Raw genomic sequence first — 24258 nt, 5'->3', positions numbered from 1 at the left:
GCAAACCGAGAATGTAAACTGAGACTGCCCTTCGACTCCGCTCAGGATGACATCGCAAACTGAGACTGTAAACCGAGACTGTAAACTGAGACTGTAAACTGAGACTGCCCTTCGACTCCGCTCAGGATGACATCGCAAACTGCGACTGAACACTGAGTATTATTTCTTCAAAGTCAATCCAAGAGGCACCATCAAAATTCCTTTTTCGTAGATGTTCAGATATAAATGAATTGGTTTTTTCTGACCTTCCCATTTTAGTTCGTATACGTCAAGAAATCCAGCTCCCATATCACTTCTTTTAGAAGGAAACGGACAACAGCTCTCAAGCTTAGTATAAGTTATCTTTTCTCCATTTGGGCCAGCTAAAGCATTTAAAAAACGTTGTTGGTTAATCGTTTCATCTTTAGATGTTCTGTAGAAAATATTTACTGGGTAATCCTTATCATAGCCATATTTTTTGTCTTTACTGTATGCTGTAATAACAAAAGTATTGTCTTTAGTTAGGGTTAAGTTTGGTGCATTATCATCTACATTTTTTAAAGTAGACTTTGTACTTACACAAGATGTGGCAGTGATTAGTAAAACTATAAAAAAGGCTAATTTTTTCATGATTTTTGGCAGTTTGATGATACAAATGTAAAAGGTTTTATAGAAATAAACCACAGATAAAAAGAATTAAAATTAATCGCAGCAAAGACCTAATAAATTGGGGCAAATGATTGCCGGAGCACTCTTAAATTATTTTTAGATTTCTTTAATTAGCTAATTAGTAAAATCAGATTAACTGCAAGCTTGTTTCTATTTCGTTTTAATTGAATTCAGTTTCAAGATACCAATTACAATCAGATATTGTGCCATAAGATAAGTTAGCATTATAAAAAACGAATTTTTATCAATAGGTTCGTAAAATTTATCCATTGCCAAGATACTATCAGAGAGTACAAAAATAATAGCTCCAACAAATATATAAGTGTTAGCAGGTTTATTCCAAACTAAGTAACCTCTAAATGCATGTAAAAGCATTGTAGAAATTGTTAGTGCATAAACAATTACAGGAACTTGTAAATCACCTAGTTTTGGTAGTAATACGGTAAGCATTGATGTTAAATAAATCAAAATAGCTAATAAACCCATGTAAAAAGCACCTTTGTTTTTTACCACATCTGATCTATTTTGTTTGTTAAACAGAATGATATAAATAACGTGAGATATTAAAAATGCTACTAAACCTAGTATAAAATAGATTTCGGCAATAGGCGCAAATAATAAAATAACATCGCCTATCCATGAAAATAAGAGAGCACCAAGCAGTATTTTTTTAGATGGGAAATCACCAGAAAAATAAACCGCTAGCCATAAAATGGGAAGAAGTAATCCTTTTAGATACCAGGCAATATGTTCAAGATTAAAAAGAAGAATTAAAAGATAAAATAAACTAAAACCAAGGTAGATTTTTAAGAATAAAGGGCTTTTCATAGGTTGTATTTAAGAGTTTACCAGAACAGGTTTTGTGTTTTTGAAATCGATTTTCACGAAATAAATCGTGATTAATAAGGAAATAATAAGGTATCCGATAATAACAATATTTCCAAAAGGAAAGACTGCGTTCAGACCAAACCAATCTCCGAAATAATAAATAATTGCAAGAACAGTTACTAATCGTAAGCTTTCCCATAAAACAGCAAAACGATTTTTGTCCATTAGTTCCGTATAACTGTAGATAGTGATAAAAATAAAAAAGCCATAATAAAAGATATTTGGAAAACCGATCTTGGCAATGTTACTAAATAAATAGCTTACAAATAAAAGGGTTATCATAACTTGAGTAATCGACCAATAGATAAGTTTTGTAGAATTATCAGTACCGTATTTAGCATAATTATATACGTCGGTAATTTTATTTACGGGATATTTTTCTTCAAAATTTTCAGGTCGCCAGCCGGTTGGTTTAAACCAAATAGTAAATTTATCTTTCCAATTCTCAGCACGCCATGCATCACTAATCATTAATGCGAGATGCTGAAAATTAATTCGAATAGGATTCCATGTATTTGCAGGTCTCGTAATACCAAAAACAGGCGGTACAGTTTCTAATTCTTCCTGAAAAGTACCAAAAATTTTATCCCAGAATATAAAAATCTGTGAATGGTTTTTATCTAAATATTCAGGATTTATGGCATGATGAACCCTGTGATGAGAGGGAGTAACTAAGATATGTTCTAAAACACCCATTTTTTTGATATACTTGGTGTGATACCAAAATTGTAAAAATAAATGCAGTGGTAGTGTAATAGCAATTACAGTTGCTGGAACGCCAAGTAGGGCAGCTGGTATTAGTAAAAAAGTAAATAAATTAACAAAACTAGCAATGGGTTGGCGCAAGGCACAAGCAAGATTAAATTCTTCGCTACTATGATGAATAGCATGTTTGTTCCAAAGAAAGTTGATTTGATGGGATAGGCGGTGGCTCCAATAACCATAAAAATCAATAACAATAAATCCAACGATATAGGTAATAATAGTGTTTTCTATATGGTAAACAGCAATTTTAGAAACTAGCCATTCATACGAAATGAAAGTAATGGTAAGACCTAGAATGTCTTTTACTGAATTTGTAATTCCAGAGCTTATACTAGATACGCTATCTATAAGTGGTACATGGTCTTGTTTTATGTATAAACCATAAGATTTTTCGATTATAATTAGTAATAAAAAAATCGGCATTGCAATAATTAATATTTTCCCGTACTCTTCCATAAAAAAAATAGTGTATTTTATTCAAATATAGAATAAATTACACTATTTCTTAAATTATTGATAATTTTTTTACACTATCTCTGCACTTAATCCAGCTTCTAAAAGTTGAGTGCATTGTGGTTTTAATTTATCTATTGATCCCGTTTTTACGGTACATTTTCCGTTGTAATGAACAATCAAAGAGCATTGTTCAGCTTGTTCAGGTGTATGATTGCACACGCGAATTAAAGTTTCTATTACATGATCAAAAGTATTTACATCATCGTTATATACAATGATTTCGTTGTTAAAAGATATTGATTCTTTTTCCCGAACTCTTTCTTTTACTTTTTCTTTAGTACTCATTTTTATTCAGCTTTTGTAATTTCGTAACTAATTAACTACAAATTTACGTATTTTAAAGAAACCCAATTATTTCTTTGAAATTTTTTAACATATTTTAAGCCCTTTTCTGTGCAAGTTGCATCAATATAAGGAATGTCTTCTTCATAGAAACCACTTAATAATAAAGTTCCTTTTGGATTTAAGCAATCAACATAGCTTTGCATGTCGTTTAATAAAATATTACGGTTGATATTAGCAATAATCAAGTCGTATTTTTTTCCTGCTAACAAAGCTGCATCACCTTCATAAACGGTAATGTGATTGCAATTATTGCGTTCTGCGTTTTCTATTGAGTTTAAATAACACCAATTATCAATGTCAATAGCATCAATAGGTTGAGCACCTTTCATTTCGGCTAGAATAGCTAAAATAGCAGTTCCGCAACCCATATCTAAGGTTTTCATTCCATTAACATCCATTTCTAATAAATGTTGAATCATCATATGAGTTGTTTCGTGATGACCTGTACCAAAACTCATTTTTGGTTCGATTACAATATCAAATTCAGCATTTGTTTTTGGGTGAAAAGGAGCACGAACATGACAGTTTCCATCAACATCAATAGGTTCGAAGTTTTTTTCCCATTCTTCATTCCAGTTAACTTGCTCTATTTCTTCAAATGTATACTCAATTTTAAATTCATCCGATTGTAAAATATGAATACCTTCTAGAATTGCTTCATCCCATAAATCTTTTTGTACAAATGCAGAAATCCCAGTTTCAGTTTCGGTAAAACTCTCAAATGCTTTCTCGCCTAATTCAGCAATTAGTATTTCTGATCCTAATTCTTTAGGTTCAATCGTAAAGTGATACCCAATATAAATGTTTGACATGTTTTTTTTTTTGCAAAGGTAATAATCGAAATTTGAAATTGTTTAAAAAAATGAATAACCTTGTCATATTATGCTGTATTTTAGCTTAAAAATTGTAAGGATTATAAAAAAATGAGAAGCTTAATTATAGTATTACTATTCGTAGTAGTAAATAGCTCTGGATGTATTAATAAACAAGAAGTGATTCGCTCTTTTTGTTATTGGAAAACAAACGCTTACTTTGGTCAAGAAGAAGATTCTGTTTGTAAGAATTTAAATGTAAAACATATGTATGTTCGGTTTTTTGATGTGGATTGGAATCCGTATACACAAGAACCACTTCCAGTTGCAACTATAAATCAATTGGATTTAAATGAAAGTAATTTAGAAATTACGCCAAGTGTTTTTATTACTAATAATGTGATATTAAAGGCAAGTAAGCAACAGTTGGATAGTTTAGCCAAAAGAATTCAGAAAAGAATATATGAAATTGGGCTAAGGTATAATGATGATAAAGCATATAAACGTGCGAGTAATATAGTATATTCTCCAAAAAGAGATTCAAAAAAATCGTTGAATTTTGATTCTATAAAAGCAATAGAATTAGCTAAGTTAAAACCTGATTTTAGCGAAATTTTAATTGATTGTGATTGGACAGAAAAATCAAAAGAGAATTATTTTTATTTGTTAGAGCAGTTGAAAAAAGATTTGAAAAATTGCCAATTGTCAGCGACCATAAGATTGTGGCAGTACAAATATTCTGAAAAAGCGGGCGTTCCTCCAGTTGATAGTGGATTATTGATGTGCTACAATTTATCAAGTCCTAACGATTATGAGACTAAAAACTCTATCGGAACAAGCGATGAATTAGAAAGATACATTACACATAGTGATTATGAACTCGATTTGGATATAGCGTTACCATTATATAGTTGGTCAGTCGTTTTTCGAGGAAATCAGTTTAAGGGGATTGTATCAGATTACCAGGAATTTATTAAAGACAGTACAAGATTCAAAAAGATAGCAGCTAATAAATATGTTCTCCAAGATGACGTTTTAGTTGGGCAAACGTATTTGCGTAATGGTGATGAAATAAGGATCGAAAAAATTTCGGATGAAGAAATTAACAAAATGATTTCGATTATAAAGAATAGAGTGCCATTTAATAATAAAACAAAGGTTACTTTCTTCTCGTTTGATAAAAAATACATCCATGATTATGGAACTAAGAACATATCCGAATATTATGCGCGTTTTCAGTAGTATTGTTTTATTATTTGCGTTTCAGATTTCGTTTGCTTGTGGATGGGAAGAATCAGCAGAAGCGAGTCGATTAGCCTTGTTTAAATCAGAAAGAAATGGTTTTTTAAAACTACACTATTTTTGTTATTCGGCTAATAACTATCACGAAGTTAGTGAAGTGTCCAATAAAGATCAGGAATTAAACTGTTTAGAATGGCAGAGAAAAATAGGGACTAATGTTACCACAGCAGATATTTATAAAATACTGTATGAAACAGACTCTGATAAATTTCAAGAAGCATATCAAAACAAAACATTAAAACATACTTTTGCTAAAAATACTTTTATTGCAACTTTGTTGCTTTCTAAGAATAAACCTTTTTTAGATTATCTATTATTTGCTAAAAAGTTAGAGTATAATAATGTACCAAGTTCTAAATGGGAATCCTGGAGTAGTATTAACAGCTATCAGGAAAATGTAAATAATGTTGCGTTAGGCGATTATAATAAAAAAATTTCATCAGCTAAAGATCCTTTTTTAAAACAGCGTTATGCATTTCTTATTCTGAGAGATCGTTTTTATAGCACAGATAAAACTGAAGTAATTCGTTTATACGATACTTTTTTTGCAAATAATAAAAATACAATTTTAGAACCTTGGGCTTTGTATTATAAAGCATTATGTCTCGATGATTTTCCTCTTCAAAATTATTTATTGAGTAAAGTTTTTGCTTCTTGTGATGATAAATCATTTGCAGTGATGCAGCATTATAATTTTAAGCAAACAGCTGCCACGTTGAGTTTGGCAAAAAATGATGAAGAACGTAACATGATTTTGATTATCGAAAGCTTGCGAAATCCTGCTCCAGATTTAAGCACTATAAAACAAGTTTATAAGGTAGACCCCAATAGTATTTATTTTAGTTTTTTGGTTCAAAGAGAGATTAATAAACTAGAAGATTGGATTTTTACTCCCAAGTATTCTGCTAGTAAGATTCCGGCAATAAGTACTGATTTAACGAGCTGGTATGATAATTATGAAAAGGCTAAAACAGATAATTTTAATAAAGACAGCTTCTACTTAAAAGAATTAAGGCAATTTTTGATAACTGTTCAGCCTAAGGTTTCAGGAGAACAAAAAGATTTTATTTCATCGGCAATTGCACAATTGTGTTTTATAGATGACAAAATTGAGCTCGGAAAAAAATATGTAGCTATGATTTCTGATAAAGCAAATGCTTCAATCCAGTTGCAAAAAAATATCCAATTGGCTCTTGTTGCTTTAAAACAAGATAATTTACAGGATAAAAACACCCAAAATAATCTTTTTAATCATTTTAATGCGATAGAAAACTTGGTCGAAAAAGACAATAGTTTGCTTAAGAATTTATATAGTCTATATAAAATTGCAAGTAATGAGTTTTCTAAGCAAGGAGATAAGGCAACTGCAGGTTTATTATTTTTAAAATCTAACCTTAAGAAAGAAGCTCCAGATTCTTGGTATTATTATACTCCATCTTTTTATCAGTATACAGGTTATTTTGAAAGATATGCAACTCTGGAAGATATGGACAATTTGATTGCATTATATCAAAAAGAGGATAAAACACCGTTTGAAAAATATATTTGTGCTGGAACAATTGCACCAGATGTAAATTATTATAAAGATGTAAAGGGAACTATTGCTTTTAGGAAAAATAATTTAGCAGTAGCCTATCAAATATATGCTAGTATGCCAGCTAATTTTTGGCAGAATAACTATGAATATAAGTATTATCTAAATGAGGACCCGTTTGTTCCAAAAGTGTTACAAAAACAGAGGGAGAGAAAATTTAATTATCGTTTTAATAAAGCTGAATTTATAGCTAGATTGATTGAATTAAAAAAAGAAAACACAGCTAAAAGCAACTTACTATTAGGACATGCTTATTTTAATGTCTCTTATTGGGGGAATTCTTGGATGATGCTCGCTTACGATTGGTCATCTTATGGCAATAGACAAACGTATTCAGATTATGTTTATGGAGAGAATAATTATGATGCTGAGATGATGTATCAAAATTCAAATTATTATAGATGTACGCTGGCTAAAATGTATTATGAAAAGGCATTGAAGATGTCAAAAAATAGAGAAGACAAAGCATTGGCAAGTTTGATGATTTTTGAATGTAATTATTATGATTATTATAGAGATTTTGCTATTTCGGCTGAAGAACGTGCTGCTTTTAAGACAGGAAAAGAAATAACGGATTTTTATAGTGTTTACAGTACAACAAATACATTTAAACAATATAATTGCCCGCTTTTAAAAGCATTTATAAATTAGAATAATTATTGAAATGATCATGTTACAAATCAAGTAGATTGGTTTTAATGTAGTGGGAGGTAAGTATCTCGAGTTAATATGTAATCGTGATGAACTACTGGAGTTATTTTGTGACAATATAAAACGAAAAAGAGCGATAAAATGAATTATCGCTCTTTCTATTTGAAATGGTGTAGAGTTTAGTTGTTTGCGTCTAAATTCCTTAATTGGTGTAATTTTTCTTTCCAAACATCAAGACTTTCTTTGTGTAGCGCAATGTTTTTGCGAACTTCAAGAACTATTGAGTTTTCTTTCTTAGCATTTTTTGTATTGGTAAAGAACTGAATGTTATTCTCTAATTGGAAAATTTCATTTTGAACTTCTTCAATTTTGCGCATTAAGAAAATTTTCTCGTTGTCTAATTTTCTAGTATCGTTACTTTCTGATAAAGTATCAATTCTGTTTGAAAAACGAATCATTTCAGTTTCTTTTTTGCTTAAGCTTAATTTTTCAAAAAGCGCATCTAGAATTTTATTGAATTTACCTTCAATGTGACGTCTAGGGAATGGTACTTTTCCGAAACCTTTCCATGTCTCGATGTGTAATTTTATAGCGTCAAGATCGGTTTTGTGGTCACCAGTAAGCTGAAATTCACGGATGGTTTCTAAGTATGCCTTTTTGTTATCAAATGCAGCAACCTCGTCTCCATTCTCTTCGTTTTTATGCTCTTTTAATTTATCGAAATAGCTATTACAAGCATCTTTGAAGTCTTTCCAGATTTTATCTGAATATTTTCTAGGAACATGACCAATTTGTTTCCACTCTTCCTGTATTTTTTTCATTACAGGAGTAGTCGATTCGTAATCGGTGCTTTCTTGTAACTCTTTGGCTTTGGCAACAAGAGCCATTTTTTTGTTTAAATTGTCGTTTTGATCTTTTTTAATGTCTTTGTAAAACGAGTTTTTAAAAGTATTAAAGTTTCTAACGGCAGTTTTAAATGCACCCCAAGTAGCTTCATTTACATCTGAAGGAACTTTTCCTGCTGCAAAAAATGCAGAACGTAAAGCTTCTACTTTTTCTATTTGTTGCAACCATAAAGAATGTGTGTTTACTTTTTCGGTGGCAAGAGCTTCAATTTGTGAAATGATATTTTTCTTAACTTCTAGGTTTTGAAGTTCAGAACCTCTAATACTTTCGAATAAAACTTCGCGCTTGTCATGAATTTTTTTAGTTAACTCACTAAATTTATTCCATATTTCATCACGGTGTTCTTTAGAAACAGGCCCGATATCTTCTTTCCAGATTCTATGTAAATCTTGTAATTCTCTAAATGCTTTGCTTACATCAGCTTCGTTTACTAATTCTTCTACACGAGCAACAATTTTTTGTTTTTGCTCTAGATTGTGTTTAAAATCTAAATCTCTTGCTTCGCGATCCAAATGTAAATAATCATAAAAATTCTCTACATGAAAATGGTAGTTATTCCAAACGTGATTGTATTTGTCTTTTGGAATAGAACCTGCATTTTTCCATCTTTCTCTCAATTCATTAAAATGCTTAAGAGTGTCTTTGATGTTTTCTTGTGGGTTAATAAGCTCTTTTAATTCCTCAACAATTGCTAATCTGTTTTCTAAATTCGTTTTTAGATTAGTTTGTAGGCTTTTAAAGTGTGCATTTTTATGATCTCTGAATATGTTATAATATTCATCAAATTTTGTTTTTAATGGAGAATGGTATTGAAATTCCTCGTTTGGATCTTGATTCTCAGCATTGAATTCTTCTCTTTTTTCTTCGATAAGATGATTGTACTGTAGTAAAAACGATTTTTTGATTTCTTCAATATGCTCTTTTACAGACATAACTTTATCTGACGAAACTAATTTTTTTAGTTCCGCTACTAGTTCGTCTAGCGAAAAAGTATTATAATCATGCATCGGAAGGTCATGACGCTCTTTTAGCGTTTCATCTTCACTCTCTTCGGCATTAGAATTGGTAATTGCATCTAGTGCTGTCTGATTTTGAGTTTCAACTACATTTTCTTTATCTGATAATTCTTCTTCAGAAGAAGCTATTGTGTTTTCAGATATAGCAGTTTCTGTTTCATTAATTTCAACTGAAACAGTTTGATTGTTTTCAGTAGAATTTGCAGATTCAATTTCTAATTTTCCATCTGCCTGTTGCAGGTTATCGTTCTTTTCTTCTAACATTTTGTCAATGTTTAAGGTTTTTACTTTAAATCTAGACCGAAAGATACTAAAGGTGTTCCGAACTACAAAATAAATCCTTTATTTATAGTGTGTTTAAGTTTACTATTCTTGTTAAATGATTGTTTATGAGGTTTTAAAAGCAATTAAAGATTATATAGAATATTAAAAATATGTTGGCTTATTTGAATAAACTTGGTTTTAATGTAGTTTTTTTAATTGAAAAGCGTTTTACAATTGCCTGATGATGTTTAGATCTATTTTTTTTTGTTTTTCTTTCTTGCGTTTTAAGATTTGGATTAAACAATTTGTTTTTTTGCTTTATAGTATAGTATAGTAAATAATTTTATTCAATTCTTTTATTAGCTATAATAGGTGTTCGATGAATTGAAATGACGTAGCTCAAGGAGAATTAAGTTGTGTTTCACTAAACTATTATTCTCTCTTTAAAAACTTAGAACTATTAACTATAAATAAAAAAGACTACAATTGGAGTAATTGTAGTCTTTAAATATTTTTTTGTTTTTTTTTATTTATTCCAGATCTTCCAAGCTTTTTCGGCTTGAAAAATAAGCATATCGTATCCATTTTTTATCGTGGCTCCATTTTCTTTTGCTTTTCTAAGAAATGTAGTTTCTTCGGGATTGTATATTAAATCGTATGCAATATGTTTTTTTGTGAAATACTCATATGGAATTGCTGGGCAAGCTTCTATGTTCGGACTTGTACCGACTGGAGTGCTGTTGATTATAATTTGATAATTATCAAAAGTCGTAGCATTAATTTGATTATAGTCAATGCAATTTTCCTTGGCTTCGCGAGAAACAAATGTGTACGGTATATCTAATTCATTTAAAGCAAAAGCAACAGCTTTTGATGCGCCACCTGTGCCTAAAATTAATGCTTTTTTGTGGTGTGACTTTAATAAAGGTTTTAATGATTTTTTGAAACCATAATAATCGGTGTTGTATCCTTTTAGTTTTCCTTTTTTGGTAAACTTGATAGTATTTACAGCACCGATTAATGTAGCTTTTTTTGATAATTTATCTAAAAAGGGTAGTACTTGTTGTTTGTAAGGAATTGTTACGTTTAATCCTTTCAAATCAGGATTACTTTTTGTTAACGTCGTAAACTGATTGATCTCAGGAATATCAAAATTTTCATAACTACATCCTTTAAAATGTTCGTCGTTGAATTTTTCGGTAAAATAACCTTTTGAAAAAGAGTAACTAATGTTTTTCCCTAACAAGCCAAAACGTCTTTTAAAATTATGAATCATTATTGTTTTTTATGTTTTTCAATATAATTTTGTACCATTTTTTTTGTCCAAACTACAGGAAATAAGTCTTCGATTAAGATGTAATTATCAAATTTTAATCGTAATCCATTGCTTAAGTGGAATTTTGCTTTTGTGTTATCCTGTGTCATAAAATATAGTCCAGCCAAACGGTATTCGATTTCGTTTTCTTCAGGGAAATATTCAGACGCTTGTAATAAGGTTTGTATAGCGCTTTCAAACTCGCCTAAAAATTGAAGTATATCTACCCAAAACAACCAAGTGTCAAGTGAATGATCACCAAATTCTACTGCTTTTCGGTAGCCAAATTCTGCTTCTTCAAAAAAGTTCATTTGCTTGTTTATCGTTGCATAACGTTTCCAATACAAACGATTTTGATTGTCGATAGCCAATGCTTTATTGACGAAAAACAACGCTTTTTGAAAGTTTTTCTGGCGTACATAAAAATCAGTTATAGCAATCCACCCTTTGTCTAAAAGAGGATCCTCGTGAACTGTTTTGTTGTAATATTTTAATGCTAATGCTTTATTGCCTAGTCTTTCGTAACATTTTCCTATTCTTAACAATGCATACGAAGTTGCATCATCTAGTTCGATGGTACGGTTATAGCTTTCTATCGCTTCTGCATATTTTTTCAAACGCTCGAATGCTTTGGCTCTTTCCATGAAAGCGCCTAGAAACTCATCGTCGATTAAGGTTGCATAATCAAATGCACGAATTGCATCTTCATATTCTTTTACGCCATAATGCAAACGTCCTAGCTGATGCCAAGCGATTTCGCTATAGGGGTTTTTGTTTATGTATTTGTTTAAATAAGCGATAGCTTCTTGGTTTTGGTCTAAAAACTCAAAACAATAAACTACGTTGTATAATGCCGATTGGTCTTCTAGATCTTCTTCTAGACATTTGATAAAGCTTTCTTTTGCCATTTCAAGATTGTCCATAAAAAGATATTCCATACCGATTAAATTGTACACATCGGCAAAATCATCTGTGTATTCCAAAGCGATTTTAAGCAGTTCAACCGCTTTTTCGTGTTGGTCTCTTTTAGAATATATATTTGCTTTTTGGATGTAAATTTCTTCGTTGTTGGGTTCGATTGCGTACAACTCATTTAAAAGCTTTTCAGCTATTTCGAGTTTGTCGTCATACACTAGCATCTCTACTTGAACTAATTTTAAGCCTGTAGATTTTGGATGTTGGTCTAATGCAAGTTTTAAGGCTTTCTTTGCTAAATTAGCCTTGCCTATGTCCAGATAATGAAGGATAATCTCTTCAAATTCCTCTGAATCAAAAAAGAGTACTTTGTTAGTTTTTAACATTGACTCAAATTTGGATAGGGATAGGTTATAATCTTCTTCTTCGTTGCTTAATTGCATACTGTATTTTTTTGATATTAGCCTTTTATAAAATTAGGCAACATGTTTTTGTTATGTGGGGAAAGAAGGAATTGTTGTGAACAATTTAATTAACAATATTCGTAGTGTATGCGAGCAGTTTTTAGACACAGCTCTTTTTAAAAAAACGCATTATGTTTTTATTTATAACTATTTTATTGTCAACGATATGCTTTAGCCCAGATAGTAGCGGTATCCTTTTTGTTTTTTTTCTTTAAAAAATAAAAAGATATAGCGAATAGCTGGAAAAAGCTTCTAATTATTCTTTTTGCTTAAAATTTCATCCATTACATTTAGGATTATGGCGCAACCTTCTCTTATTTCTTCTTCAGAAATTGTTAATGGAGGTGTAATGCGTATCGCACATCCTTCAAACAGCAACCAGAATAAAATGAGGCCTTTGTCCTGACAGGTTAAAATAACTTCGTTTGTTATTTCGGCGCTTTCTGTCATGGCCGCAAGCATTAATCCTCTTCCTCTAACGTCTTTAATCAAAGGGTGTACCAAAAGTGATCTGATTAGCTTTTCTTTCTCTAATGTTTCAGCCATTAGGTTAGTTTCAGTAATTTCTTTCAAAGTTGCTAAACAGGCTGACGCAATGACAGGATGTCCTCCAAATGTGGTTATATGACCCAATTTAGGATTTTCTGTTAACAAGTCCATTTTTTCAGCCGAAGCCGTAAATGCACCTACAGGCATACCGCCTCCCATTCCTTTTCCCATAACGACGATATCAGGAACGACATCGTAATTCTGGAAACCAAAAAGTTTTCCGGTTCTACCAAATCCTGGCTGTATTTCATCGACTATCATCATAGCTCCAACTTCGTCACAGCGTTTACGTACTTTTTGTAAAAAGTTGTCGTATGGTTCTATAAATCCGGCACCTCCCTGAATTGTTTCTAATATGATTCCGGCAGTTTTGGTAGTTATTTTTTGTAAATCTTCTTCGTTATTGAAGGTGATAAAATCTACATCTGGAATTAAAGGTCTAAAGGCTTGTTTGCGCTCTTCGAATCCCATAACACTCATGGATCCCATTGTGTTACCGTGATAAGCGTTATAACACGATATTAATTGACTGCGTCCTGTTGTTCTTCGAGCTAGTTTTAAAGCTCCTTCGATTGCCTCGGTTCCTGAATTTACCAAATACGTTTTATTTAGTGACTCAGGTAGGAGTGAAGCCATTAGCTTACAATATTCTACGGCTGGACTTTGAGAGTATTCTCCGTAAACCATTACGTGCGAGTATTTGTCTAACTGATCTTTAATCGCTTGGTTTACTCTTGGATGTTGATGTCCTAACGTGCAAGCAGAAACTCCTGCTACAAAGTCTAGGTATTTTTTATTATTGGTATCGTATATGTAAGAACCTATGGCGTGTGAAACTTCCATTCCTAATGGATATGGTGAAGTTTGTGCTTGGTATTTTATAAAATCGGGATTCATTCTTTTTCTTTTAAGGTGCAAAGATTTTGAGGGGCAAAGGCTCAAAGGTTTGCTGATTTTACTGATAACTGAAACTGCAGTTGTTTATTTTGGCTTCAAGTTTAATATTTCAATTGAAACTGCAAACTGCGACTGAAAATGCCCTTCGACTTCGCTTAGGATGACATTGGGACTGAAAACTGAAAACTGCGACTATTTCTTCGCCTTAGTTTTAGTAGTTGTCTTAGCTGGTTTCTTTTTGCCGTAATCTAAGGTTTCTTGCCTTATTTTCATCGGTACATTTTCTTTTGCATTTTCAATTTTGCCTTCTTCGACTAATTTGTCATTGAGTTCGTTTTCTTCTGCAGTGAAAATGTCGTCTTTTGATTTGATTTTTTCATCTCCACGCCAATTCATTCCTCGCAGTTTTCGCGCATTTTCGGGTAATTCTTCCTCAGGAAATATATCTCCATCGACTTGATTAAAGAATGTAATGGTTTCGATACCATTATTTTCTAAAATAAGATTGATTTTACTGCTTACGTTTTTATTGATCCCGATGAGCTCATTGGCATCATTACGCATATAATAAACGACTTCTGTGTTTTTTATAACATCGACATCGTGAAGTTTTCCATCTTTGAATTTTCCGTATAAATTTAATCCCTTGACTTGATTGTAGCCAGTTCCTATGGTGTCCTTGGAAATGATAAAGGTATTATTGAGGACTTTGAGCGAGTCAAGTTTCTTGGTGGTGTTGTCTCCAATAAGATGCATAATGTCTCCTGTAATCTGACTTTCGCCGTTCCAGAGTATTGGGTTTCCTATAAGTTTTGTTAAAGCAGTTCGGCTACTCGAGTGTATCGAATCGCATTTTCCGCTCATATCCGTTTTAAAAAATCTAACGTTATTAAAAGCGCGTATAATACGATCGCCTTCTTTTCCGGTTACCATTAGCCTTTTTCCGTGTATGTAAACCGAGTCATTCTCTACGAAGTTTATCGCAACGGCTCTCTTGGTTACAAACATGGAATCTTTTTGCTTGTATATTTCAGCATAATGACCTTTTACAATTCCTCGATTTATGGAGTCAGTAATCTTTACATTTCGTGTTGCCGAAGCAAAATCTTTATTTCGATCATAATACAAACTATCACCTTCTATTAATCGGTCGTCATAACGTATGTATGATTTCCTTAGAAAATGGGCTAGATTTCTTTTGGTGTCGTAAAAACCTTTTTCGGTATAGATGTAATCTGTCTTACTGGTTATTGTCGATGGACCAAATAAATAAGAGTGCCCTGAATTACTGTAATAATCTAAATGGTTTGATTTTATGACACATTTAGGATTAGTAACTGTAACAGCTGTTAGGAATTTAAACTTTTTTTCGGCCACATAATACCTACCAGATTTACTTACTAAAGTATTTTCTTTGTTTACGATTGTTCCTTTAGAGTTATAGTATACTTCTTGAATATTTCTGTCAAAATTAATAGTATCTGTTTGTAAAGTAGCATCTGGTGAGCTCATGACAGGGTTTCCTGTTGCAAATGCTTTTTTTAGATTACCATTGTATTCGGCATACTTACTATTCAGGAATAAAGTATCACCTTGTACTATTTGTACATTTCCAAATGCTTTTAGATAGTTTTCTCCTTCAAACAAATAGGCTTTGTTACATGTTAAAACAACACCATCGTGGTTTACTTTTACATTTCCAGTAAGTAAAACAGCACCAGGCATTTCGATTTCGTTTCTGTCTACAAAATCAGAGTGTTCGATATTGATAATTTTTGGAGCTTGAGCTATTCCTAAATTTACACTTAAAATAAGCAAGCAACTATATATGAAAAAGAGTGATTTCTTCAATTGATTAAATTTTTGTCAAATTTATGAAAAAGGAGGCAACCTTTACGGATATTAGGATTTATTTATAATTCTAAATACTACATGAATTTGGAAGGGTTGTGTTTAAGATTTATTAAGTTGCTTTTTATCGTGAACTGCATTAATAGTTGCTGATTTATTTTTTGTGTCTGAGATATTTTTTAATGCCACTGATATAGGATTCAATAGAATTTTTTAAATCTGTGAAAATATTTTAATTTATGATGAAAATAAGATCGGTAGTTATGTGTTATGAATTATGTCACGCAGATAGAGCAGACAAAAGCAGATTTTAATCTTTTCAATCCTATAATCAGTGGCAAAAAAAATGATTGGTAGTTATGTGTTATGAATTATGTCATGCAGATTGAGCAGACAAAAGCAGATTTTAATCCTTTCAATCCTTTTAATCTGTGGCTAAAAAAAAGATCGGTAGTTGTGTGTTATGAATTATTTCAGGCAGATTGAATAGATAAAAGCAGATTTTAATTCTTTGAATCTTTTAATCTGTGGCTAAAAAAAAGATTGGTAGTTATGTGTTATGAATTATGTCACGCAGATTGAGTAGGTAAAAGAAGATTTTAATCCTTTGAATCTTTTTAGTCTATGGTAAAAAGATTAGTAAAGATTTTATCCTTTGATCCTTTGTAACTATTAAGCTCAATATCTTGCCAGAAATATCTACAATGTTTAGAATTTCAATCCTTTTAAGTTATCAACAAATAAAAGAACTAACACGTTGTAGTGTTTGTAATGAAAGTGTTTTTTAGATTAATTTTTTATCTGTGATTTTAAGTTTTAAAAAATAGATTAAATTTAAAAATTCGTTGATGCTTTTTTGCATCAATATTAATATAATGAAGTTATAAAAGTTATGGTAAAAGCAAGAGTTCTTGTAGCAGGAATCACCGCAATGGTTTTGGTTACTGCATGTAAAACAAGCGACATAAGATTGAGTGCAGACAAAAAAGAAGTAACTTCTGAAAATAAAGTTGTAGTGTATCAGGTTTTTACTCGTTTGTTTGGAAATACAAACACAACTAATAAACCGTGGGGTACTATTGAAGAGAATGGAGTAGGGAAGTTTAATGACTTTACAGATAAAGCATTAAATGAAATTAAAGATCTGGGTGTTACCTATATTTGGTACACGGGAGTGCCTCATCATGCTTTGGTTCGTGATTATACTGCATTTGGAATTTCAAATGATGATCCCGAAGTGATTAAAGGAAGAGCTGGATCGCCTTACGCTGTAAAGGATTATTATAATGTAAATCCTGATTTGGCAGTTAATCCCGCAAATCGATTACAGGAATTTGAGGCATTGATTGCTCGCACGCATAAAGCAGATTTAAAAGTTATTATTGATATCGTACCGAATCATATTGCTCGTAAGTATGAGGGGAAAAATAATCCAGTAGGAGTAAAAGATTTTGGAGCTAATGATGATGTGACAGTTGTTTATAAACGTGATAATAATTTTTATTATATTCCAAATACTCCATTTGAAATTCCTGATAATGTTGTTCCGTTAAACGGAGAAAAAAATCCGCTTGTAGATGGGAAATTTGATGAGTACCCCGCAAAATGGACAGGTAACGGTTCTAGTAAGGCTAAACCGGATCAAAATGACTGGTATGAAACGGTTAAAGTGAATTATGGAGTTCGTCCAGATGGATCTAAAGATTTCCCGGAACTTCCAGCAGGTTTTGATAAAAAAACATACCAAGAGCATTTTGCTTTTTGGAAAGATAAAGATGTTCCTGATTCTTGGAAAAAATTCAAATCAATTGCATTGTTTTGGATTTCAAAAGGAGTTGATGGTTTTCGTTATGACATGGCCGAAATGGTTCCTTATGAATTTTGGAGTTATATGAACTCAGCAATAAAAACTCAGAATCCAAATGCTTTTTTACTTGCCGAGGTGTACAATCCAAAAGAATACCGCAATTATATCCATTTAGGAAAAATGGATTATTTATACGATAAGGTTGAGACATATGATAAGCTGAAGGATGTTATTAAAGGTAAATCATCTCCTGATGAACTTTCAGGGATTCAACATAACATGTCCGACATAGAACATAATATGTTGCATTTCTTGGATAACCACGATGAGCAACGTTTGGCAAATACTGAATTTGCTGGAACTCCAGAAAAAGGGAAGCCATTGATGGTTGTTTCTACAACATTAAGCACTTCGCCTACGATGGTTTATTTTGGACAAGAAGTAGGGGAGGCTGGTAATGAAGATGCTGGATTTGGTAAGCCTTCTAGAACTTCTATTTTTGATTATATTGGAGTGCCTAATCATCAACGTTGGATGAATAACGGTAAATTTGATGGCGGACAGCTTTCTCAATCTGAAAAGGACTTACGTGATTTTTATAAGCGATTATTGAATTTTTCTATAAAGAGCTCAGCATTAATGGGGCAATTTCAAGAAATTCAGGATGTAAATCGAAAGAATACTGTTGGTTTTGATACGGGTATTTATTCTTATGTTCGTTGGTCGGATAATCAAAAATTAATTGTTGTAGCTAATTTTTCTGCAGATAAAGAAAGTACATTTGAATTGAAGGTTCCTGCTGTTGTTATTTCAAAATGGAACTTGAAGGATGGAACTTATTTATTAACAGACCAATTGTATTTGAAAGATAAAATAAAGCTAAATGTAATAAATGGTGAAGGGATTGCTAAGGTTAAGATAGCGCCGTCTGAATCTTTTATTTACGAAGTGAAGTAATATACTGATTGAGTAAATTTCAATGCTTATTTGAGTTGTTCAATAGAACCTTGTTTTGGGAGTTTATCTTCATGAAACAAGGTTTTTTTATTAATGTGTCATGGAGGAGGTTTTAAAATTAGATTAATTGGGATATGTATGTATTTAAGATTTTTAACTACTAATAAAATTAAACTATCTATACATCGAAGAAAAAGAGTCTGTTTTTAGTATCAAAAATAGCTTCTTTTGATAAATAGCTTGTTTTTTAGTGCTCTTCATTTGACGGATAGTTTTTGGATATATAAATCAATAGTCAATTATTGATGTTATCTTTTTTATAAAAGGACTGCTTTATTGAAACTTTTGGAAAGATCAATTTTCATTCCCAGAGTAAAAACACTTTTTTCTTTCTCTCCAATACTATTTTTTCCAAATGAGACGCGTTGTTCGCTGTAAAACTGAATATACTTTATTGGCATATAAGATAATCCTGTAATAAAATCGTTTCTTTTAAATCTATGGTCAATAATAGATTGATCAAAAACTTTTGAAATTCTGCCTTCAGCAGGAACATATAAATTATATCCTATAAGTATTGAAAGTTTATTAAATTTATATTTTCCGAAGACTTCAATTCCCTTTGCATCAAAAACTACAGTAGGCTTCATAATGTTCAATTCAGAATCTAGATATAGTCCTTGTGTAAAATCTCCATTTTCCTGCATAGCATAAATTACACTGAAGTCTATTTTATTTCCGATGTACTTAGTACCAAAAGTTATATAAGTCGGATTGCCAGAAAGTCCTAATATTTGCCCATTATTAATTGTTTTTTCATTGAGAAAAGCTCTGTTGAAGGCCATGCCTACAAAAAAATCTTGTGCAATTTTTAACTGTGTAGAAAATCCTAAACCATCAATAAATTGGTCGTTGTTGCTTCCTCTCGCCTGAATTTGAGCTCCAAAATACAAAGGACCGATTTTGTTTCGATAAATTACGGATTGATCTGCGCGTCCTGTACCGCTTGCCCCACCATCTGTACCGCCAACAAAAGTTGCCGACGCCCTCGCCCCAAAAACATTAAACCTATCAGTATATGAGCTGATGTCCCGATAAACGCTCCATTGTTTTCCGATAGTAATTACACCATATTTTTCAATACTAAATCCTAGATATCCTAAACGATTACCAAAAACTTGCTGTGTTTGTGTTGTCTGAATATTTATGAAACCTTCTGATAAGCTGGCATCTGCACTAAATGAAGTACTTCCCCTAAAAAGGTTTACCTGCAGTTCAAGTCCGGCAATGAATTCAATCTTTCCTTTTTTGATATTTAGTTCAGTTCCTATTCTCGATGCATTTTCCTGAAGTTCCATCTGCTTATCAAAAACAGCAACTTGTCCACGAAGACTAGTATAAGGCTTAAAAGATATTCCAACTGTATCAATACTTTCCTGACTGTATAAAGAACTTAAAGAAAGATATAAAAAACATATAACACAGATAATTCCACGCATATTTTACTACTTATTAAGTATTACATGAGCCAAAAAAAATGGCTCGTTGTGTTAGTTTTATTAATGATGCTTTTTGATATTAATAAAACTAAATACCTTTAAATACAAAAGGCTTTGTATCTAAAAATTGTTTAGAAGTTTCGCCAGCATAAATCTGGTTATTATCTAATGCAAGTTTTTTTACCTTTCCAGTCTTACTAAAATCAAGTTTTTTCATATCGACCCAAATTGCATTTGGACTAAGGGCATCTTCGAAATAATAAACTAAATTTTTCTGGTCAGAAACAGTTCTCCATCTCGTTGTGGATAAATTTGGAAAGCCTTCTGTAGAAATGCCATACGGAACAGAACATTGTCTAATTACACTAAATGCACCGGCTAAAGCAATTCTAATGTCATCTGTTTGCGGAATAGCTTTTATATAGTAAGAGGCGCGTACATATCTGTCTGCAGCTCTATTAGTACCAGGGAGAAATATATTACCAGGAATACCTTTCCAATATTCATTTATGGCTAGTTGCTGTTCATACACCGGATCGTTTGTCATTACAGTATAAGAAGGATCGTGATGAATAACTAATTTCCCATTTATATATTCTAAAATAGCATTATCTCCAGTTGCATCTGATAGAGACAAGTGAACGGTTGTAAATTTATCAGTTCCAGGAATAAAATCAGTAACCACAATAAAGTCCTCTTTTTTAAGCTGTTCAACTGCTTCCGAAACTGTCGCAAAATTATCCAAGGCATATTGTGCCCACAAGGATACTGATAATCCTTTTTTACTATTTCCCTCTTTCGAAAATTTAGGATAACTTGAACTTACAAGCCAAAGCATATTTGCGACAAGGCCTTTTTCATTCATACCATCCGATACAGCGATGTCCCAAGAACTCGTTGTTATACTACCGTATTTAGAACTCCATTTCACTGTGTTTTTACCTGTACTACCATCATGTTCAATTCCTCTTGGAAAAAGCCATAAGTTTGAAGGGATAGGTATGCTAAAGTCCATACTTCTAGCTGTAAGCACAGTATTGTTAGGGCCTTTATAAACTACTCTTGTACAGGCATATATTTTGTTTGCAGTTGTTAATAAAATAAATAAAATTAAAACAATTGCTGTTAGTGAAGTTTTAGATTTTTTCATAGAGAAGTAAGATGTATTGCAGTTAATCATCAAAGTATGTAATAGTAAATGTATGAAAAGTAATCTAAAGAACAAATAATTAAAACTGGAGAATTGGTCACTAGATCTTCCAATATTTTTATATAAAACAAATAACACAATGATTAATTTATGCGCAGCTTGGAATGAATTTAATCAATTATAATATATAGCAAAATTTTCAAATTAAGATGTGTTTTATTTTCGAGAATGTAGTACGAAACATTAAAATGAGGTACAATTTATTAAATAGAGCGATCTAGGTGTCGGCTCATATAAAAATGTCTCTGCAACTGGAGAGTGTACTGAAAAATAACCTAGCTTTTTTTGAACATGTTGAAAAGTTTTTTAAGCTGAAAAGATAGTTTTGTGAGTAAAATGGAGGTTCTGAGAATAATCTATACGAAAGTGTTTTACATCGCTTATCCAACTGCATAAAAGAAAAAGAGGCTGTTTTCTATATTGAAAACAGCCTCTTTTGATAAATTGCTACTTTTTAGTGCTCTCGATTTTTTGTGTCAGCTTTTATTTTAGACTTTACCAACCTTAGCTAACGCAGTTTTGTAATTTTCGTTTATCTTTTCCCAATTTATAATATTGAAGAAAGCATCGACATAACTATTTTTTCTATTTTGATAATCTAGGTAGTAGGCATGTTCCCATAAATCCAAAGCTAAAATTGGAGTTCCAGGAATTAATGCATTTTTCATTAATGGGTTATCTTGATTTTCAGTTGTTGTAATCTGGAGTTTTCCAGCTTTATCCACAACTAACCAAACCCATCCTGAACCAAATTGTTTCGTTGCTTCTGCTTTAAATAATGATTTAAAGTTATTATAGGAACCAAATTCTTTATTCATTGCATTTGCTAATGTATCTGTAGCTTGCTCTGATTCAGGTTTTGGAGTCATGCATTTCCAATAAAGGGAATGGTTATAATAACCACCAGCATTATTACGAAGCTTAGGATCATTTAAATCTAGTTTGCCTAAAATTTGCTCAATCGTCATATTTTCATAATCTGTATTGGCTATTGCCTTATTCAGATTATTTGTATAGGTTAAATAATGCTTTGAGTAATGTGTTTCGAGAGTTAAAGATCGAATATTAGGAGCTAGTGCATTGTAAGCATACGGAAGTTTTTCAAGTTGAAAAGCTCCGGGGTTTGCTTTTACTTCGTCTGGACTACCAATTATTATTTTTTCATCTTTCGAAGGTAACGGAACTTCAACTACTTCAGTTAGTTTGTTATTATCGTTACAAGAAAGAATTGTGAATGCAATCAAGATAAAAAACGAAAATTGAGTACTATATTTTTTCATAAAACAGCTATTTAGTTGTTAGTGAATTAATGATTTCTATATAATTTTCTTTAGCCTCATTTATGCTTAAGTGGCTAATTTGAATCCATGCATTTGTTTTAAAAGCATTTCTTAGGTCAAAATTTTCAGATTGATTGTACTTTGCAGTCCCAAAAGTAGCTTGCTTATAAAAAGCATACAGCCTCAATTGCACATCTTGTGGCAGTGAGGCTTGCGTCATTTTGGAAGCAATTTCGACAGCCTCTAAAAATCGTATGTCTAGGTTTTTTTCTGTCATTAAGCTTTTGTAGCAATAATTGTTTTACCTCCAATTGCTTTTTGGTTTAATACAACATTGATTGGTGTACCCAAAGGTAAGAAAATATCGACTCTTGAGCCAAATTTAATAAAACCAGCATCTGTACCTTGTTCTACTTGCATTCCTTCTTGTGCGTAATTTACAATACGGCGAGCCAAAGCTCCAGCAATTTGTCTGTATAAAACCTCTCCGAAAGATTTATTTTCGATTACAACTGTTGTTCTTTCGTTTTCTTCACTTGCTTTTGGATGCCATGCAACTAAGAATTTACCTGGGTGGTATTTGCTAAATTTTACAATTCCACCTAATCCATAACGAGTTACGTGTACATTGATTGGTGACATGAAAATAGAAATTTGAAGACGTTTGTCTTTAAAATATTCTCCTTCGTAAACTTCTTCAATTACAACAACTTTTCCGTCAACTGGAGCAAGAATTTGATTGATGTCTTTTATTACAGTTCTTTTTGGGTTTCTAAAAAACTGCAAGATGATGATTAGTAGCAATAATGCACTAAACTGAATAATCATTTTGATCCAATTGGTGTCAATAAAATGATCAGTTAATAAAAGTACAACACTAACGAATATAGTGCCTAATAAAATGGATTGGGTTCCTTCTTTATGAAACATAATTTAAAATTTGGTAAAATAAAAATACAATTGGTGCTACAAATATAACACTATCTAATCGATCTAAAACGCCTCCGTGTCCTGGCATTATTGCTCCGCTATCTTTTACTCCGGCTACTCTTTTGAATTTTGATTCAATTAAATCGCCAATAGTACCAAAAACTCCAACGATTAATGCGATAATTGTCCATATTAAAATAGATTTATCGCTAAAATTTGGGTTTGGTTTGATGTATAATTTTGAAATTAAAAAGCCTGCAAAACAAGCAAATACAAGTCCACCTAAAAAACCTTCTATGGTTTTTTTTGGAGAAATGCGCTCAAATAATTTATGTTTTCCTATGGACTTTCCTACCAAATAGGCAAAAGTATCATTTGTCCATATAAGAATGAATAATCCAATGATGATTTTTGGATTATAATCTTTAACTCCAAATGAAATTTTGGTTATAAAAATAAAGGGGAGTGTAATGTATCCTAATAAGTAGATATATTTAGATGTTCTGCTTATGGTTTGTGTATCGTCAAATAAAAAGACAATGCATTTTACTGATACCAGTAATGTTATCACTAATAAAACAGTGTTTAGTTGATCTATGTTTACAGTAAATTTAATTTCTTCTTTTAGAAATTTATTAATGTAATTTTCAGTTTCATTTTTGTAGAAGCTAATTAGTGCAACTGAAGAATATAGAAGGGAAACAAATAAAAGTGAAAATATTTTATTGATGTTGGCTAGATTGCAAAACTCGTAAGTTGCAATTACTAGGAAAACACCGAAAAGTATAATGAAACTTTCCGTTGAAAACAGGATAGATGTTAATAGTAGTACTATATAAACAGCACCTGATAGCGCTCTCTTGAGGGTTTCATTCAT

General features: G+C 31.7%; 19 protein-coding genes. 3 read left to right on the top strand and 16 right to left on the bottom strand.

The window, feature by feature from the left end:
• Positions 1–159: 159 nt before the first annotated feature.
• From QWY99_RS11390 to prmA, 5 genes are all read right to left on the bottom strand, one after another.
• Positions 160–609, bottom strand: coding sequence for a 2-dehydro-3-deoxyphosphooctonate aldolase (locus QWY99_RS11390; RefSeq protein WP_290265103.1), 450 nt, complete (start codon positions 607–609; stop codon positions 160–162).
• 189 nt (positions 610–798) lie between these two features.
• Positions 799–1476, bottom strand: a complete 678-nt coding sequence (locus tag QWY99_RS11385) for a lysoplasmalogenase (RefSeq protein WP_290265101.1) — start codon at positions 1474–1476, stop codon at positions 799–801.
• Positions 1477–1485: 9 nt separating this feature from the next.
• A complete protein-coding gene (locus QWY99_RS11380; RefSeq protein ID WP_290265099.1) occupies positions 1486–2757 on the bottom strand; it encodes a sterol desaturase family protein in 1272 nt (423 codons plus the stop codon).
• A 69-nt stretch (positions 2758–2826) separates the two neighbouring features.
• Entirely contained in the window at positions 2827–3102 is a 276-nt protein-coding gene (locus tag QWY99_RS11375) for an ATP-dependent Clp protease adaptor ClpS (protein ID WP_290265097.1), read from the bottom strand.
• A gap of 35 nt (positions 3103–3137) precedes the next feature.
• Entirely contained in the window at positions 3138–3974 is an 837-nt protein-coding gene (gene prmA / locus QWY99_RS11370) for a 50S ribosomal protein L11 methyltransferase (protein ID WP_290265096.1), read from the bottom strand.
• 111 nt (positions 3975–4085) lie between these two features.
• Here prmA and QWY99_RS11365 point away from each other — a divergent pair, with 111 nt between their 5' ends.
• Together QWY99_RS11365 and QWY99_RS11360 are read left to right on the top strand one after the other, a co-directional pair.
• The gene (locus QWY99_RS11365) at positions 4086–5216 is read left to right on the top strand and encodes a hypothetical protein (protein WP_290265094.1); all 1131 of its coding nucleotides are present in this window, start codon (positions 4086–4088) and stop codon (positions 5214–5216) included.
• A complete protein-coding gene (locus QWY99_RS11360; RefSeq protein ID WP_290265092.1) occupies positions 5173–7521 on the top strand; it encodes a hypothetical protein in 2349 nt (782 codons plus the stop codon). The genes QWY99_RS11365 and QWY99_RS11360 overlap by 44 nt, the downstream gene beginning before the upstream one ends.
• Positions 7522–7700: 179 nt before the next feature.
• On the opposite strand, the gene QWY99_RS11355 is transcribed toward QWY99_RS11360, so the two are convergent.
• From QWY99_RS11355 to QWY99_RS11335, 5 genes are all read right to left on the bottom strand, one after another.
• Complete coding sequence (locus QWY99_RS11355; RefSeq protein WP_290265090.1) at positions 7701–9707, bottom strand: DUF349 domain-containing protein; 2007 nt, start codon at positions 9705–9707, stop codon at positions 7701–7703.
• 526 nt (positions 9708–10233) lie between these two features.
• Positions 10234–10983, bottom strand: coding sequence for a shikimate dehydrogenase family protein (locus QWY99_RS11350; RefSeq protein ID WP_290265088.1), 750 nt, complete (start codon positions 10981–10983; stop codon positions 10234–10236).
• Positions 10983–12380: a tetratricopeptide repeat protein gene (locus tag QWY99_RS11345; RefSeq protein WP_290265086.1), complete on the bottom strand. Its 1398-nt coding sequence runs from the start codon at positions 12378–12380 to the stop codon at positions 10983–10985. The genes QWY99_RS11350 and QWY99_RS11345 overlap by 1 nt, the downstream gene beginning before the upstream one ends.
• A gap of 273 nt (positions 12381–12653) precedes the next feature.
• Positions 12654–13847: an aspartate aminotransferase family protein gene (locus tag QWY99_RS11340; protein WP_290265084.1), complete on the bottom strand. Its 1194-nt coding sequence runs from the start codon at positions 13845–13847 to the stop codon at positions 12654–12656.
• 192 nt (positions 13848–14039) lie between these two features.
• The gene (locus QWY99_RS11335; RefSeq protein WP_379690243.1) at positions 14040–15698 is read right to left on the bottom strand and encodes an OstA-like protein; all 1659 of its coding nucleotides are present in this window, start codon (positions 15696–15698) and stop codon (positions 14040–14042) included.
• A gap of 892 nt (positions 15699–16590) precedes the next feature.
• On the opposite strand from QWY99_RS11335, the gene QWY99_RS11330 reads away from it, so the two are divergent.
• Positions 16591–18462: an alpha-amylase family glycosyl hydrolase gene (locus QWY99_RS11330; RefSeq protein ID WP_290265082.1), complete on the top strand. Its 1872-nt coding sequence runs from the start codon at positions 16591–16593 to the stop codon at positions 18460–18462.
• Between the two features lie 317 nt (positions 18463–18779).
• On the opposite strand, the gene QWY99_RS11325 is transcribed toward QWY99_RS11330, so the two are convergent.
• The 6 genes from QWY99_RS11325 to QWY99_RS11300 all read right to left on the bottom strand — a co-directional run bounded on the left by QWY99_RS11325 (position 18780) and on the right by QWY99_RS11300 (position 24258).
• Positions 18780–19961 carry a porin gene (locus QWY99_RS11325; RefSeq protein WP_290265080.1) on the bottom strand — a complete coding sequence of 394 codons (1182 nt, stop codon included), beginning with the start codon at positions 19959–19961 and terminating at the stop codon, positions 18780–18782.
• A gap of 88 nt (positions 19962–20049) precedes the next feature.
• Positions 20050–21111 (bottom strand): linear amide C-N hydrolase, encoded by a 1062-nt coding sequence (locus tag QWY99_RS11320; RefSeq protein ID WP_290265393.1) that lies wholly within the window; start codon positions 21109–21111, stop codon positions 20050–20052.
• Positions 21112–21659: 548 nt separating this feature from the next.
• Positions 21660–22451 carry a superoxide dismutase gene (locus QWY99_RS11315; protein WP_290265077.1) on the bottom strand — a complete coding sequence of 264 codons (792 nt, stop codon included), beginning with the start codon at positions 22449–22451 and terminating at the stop codon, positions 21660–21662.
• A gap of 7 nt (positions 22452–22458) precedes the next feature.
• Positions 22459–22728 carry an acyl-CoA-binding protein gene (locus tag QWY99_RS11310; RefSeq protein WP_290265076.1) on the bottom strand — a complete coding sequence of 90 codons (270 nt, stop codon included), beginning with the start codon at positions 22726–22728 and terminating at the stop codon, positions 22459–22461.
• Positions 22728–23381, bottom strand: coding sequence for a phosphatidylserine decarboxylase family protein (locus QWY99_RS11305; protein WP_290265074.1), 654 nt, complete (start codon positions 23379–23381; stop codon positions 22728–22730). The genes QWY99_RS11310 and QWY99_RS11305 overlap by 1 nt, the downstream gene beginning before the upstream one ends.
• Positions 23371–24258: a phosphatidate cytidylyltransferase gene (locus QWY99_RS11300; RefSeq protein ID WP_290265072.1), complete on the bottom strand. Its 888-nt coding sequence runs from the start codon at positions 24256–24258 to the stop codon at positions 23371–23373. Before QWY99_RS11300 ends, QWY99_RS11305 begins: the two co-directional genes overlap by 11 nt.

This window comes from Flavobacterium branchiarum (assembly GCF_030409845.1).
GTDB lineage: Bacteria > Bacteroidota > Bacteroidia > Flavobacteriales > Flavobacteriaceae > Flavobacterium > Flavobacterium branchiarum.
Note: the sequence above shows the minus strand (reverse complement) of the source record. Positions and strands in the feature narration are given on the sequence as shown.

Bases quoted from the DNA above. Each gene is read 5' to 3' on its own strand.
- QWY99_RS11390 (WP_290265103.1), bottom strand. From the start codon at position 609: ATGAAAAAATTAGCCTTTTTTATAGTTTTACTAATCACTGCCACATCT.
- QWY99_RS11325 (WP_290265080.1), bottom strand. From the start codon at position 19,961: ATGCGTGGAATTATCTGTGTTATATGTTTTTTATATCTTTCTTTAAGT.
- QWY99_RS11355 (WP_290265090.1), bottom strand. From the start codon at position 9,707: ATGTTAGAAGAAAAGAACGATAACCTGCAACAGGCAGATGGAAAATTA.
- prmA (WP_290265096.1), bottom strand. From the start codon at position 3,974: ATGTCAAACATTTATATTGGGTATCACTTTACGATTGAACCTAAAGAA.
- QWY99_RS11315 (WP_290265077.1), bottom strand. From the start codon at position 22,451: ATGAAAAAATATAGTACTCAATTTTCGTTTTTTATCTTGATTGCATTC.
- QWY99_RS11380 (WP_290265099.1), bottom strand. From the start codon at position 2,757: ATGGAAGAGTACGGGAAAATATTAATTATTGCAATGCCGATTTTTTTA.
- QWY99_RS11300 (WP_290265072.1), bottom strand. From the start codon at position 24,258: ATGAATGAAACCCTCAAGAGAGCGCTATCAGGTGCTGTTTATATAGTA.
- QWY99_RS11375 (WP_290265097.1), bottom strand. From the start codon at position 3,102: ATGAGTACTAAAGAAAAAGTAAAAGAAAGAGTTCGGGAAAAAGAATCA.
- QWY99_RS11365 (WP_290265094.1), top strand. From the start codon at position 4,086: ATGAGAAGCTTAATTATAGTATTACTATTCGTAGTAGTAAATAGCTCT.
- QWY99_RS11345 (WP_290265086.1), bottom strand. From the start codon at position 12,380: ATGCAATTAAGCAACGAAGAAGAAGATTATAACCTATCCCTATCCAAA.
- QWY99_RS11360 (WP_290265092.1), top strand. From the start codon at position 5,173: ATGGAACTAAGAACATATCCGAATATTATGCGCGTTTTCAGTAGTATT.
- QWY99_RS11305 (WP_290265074.1), bottom strand. From the start codon at position 23,381: ATGTTTCATAAAGAAGGAACCCAATCCATTTTATTAGGCACTATATTC.
- QWY99_RS11340 (WP_290265084.1), bottom strand. From the start codon at position 13,847: ATGAATCCCGATTTTATAAAATACCAAGCACAAACTTCACCATATCCA.
- QWY99_RS11350 (WP_290265088.1), bottom strand. From the start codon at position 10,983: ATGATTCATAATTTTAAAAGACGTTTTGGCTTGTTAGGGAAAAACATT.
- QWY99_RS11330 (WP_290265082.1), top strand. From the start codon at position 16,591: ATGGTAAAAGCAAGAGTTCTTGTAGCAGGAATCACCGCAATGGTTTTG.
- QWY99_RS11310 (WP_290265076.1), bottom strand. From the start codon at position 22,728: ATGACAGAAAAAAACCTAGACATACGATTTTTAGAGGCTGTCGAAATT.
- QWY99_RS11385 (WP_290265101.1), bottom strand. From the start codon at position 1,476: ATGAAAAGCCCTTTATTCTTAAAAATCTACCTTGGTTTTAGTTTATTT.
- QWY99_RS11320 (WP_290265393.1), bottom strand. From the start codon at position 21,111: ATGAAAAAATCTAAAACTTCACTAACAGCAATTGTTTTAATTTTATTT.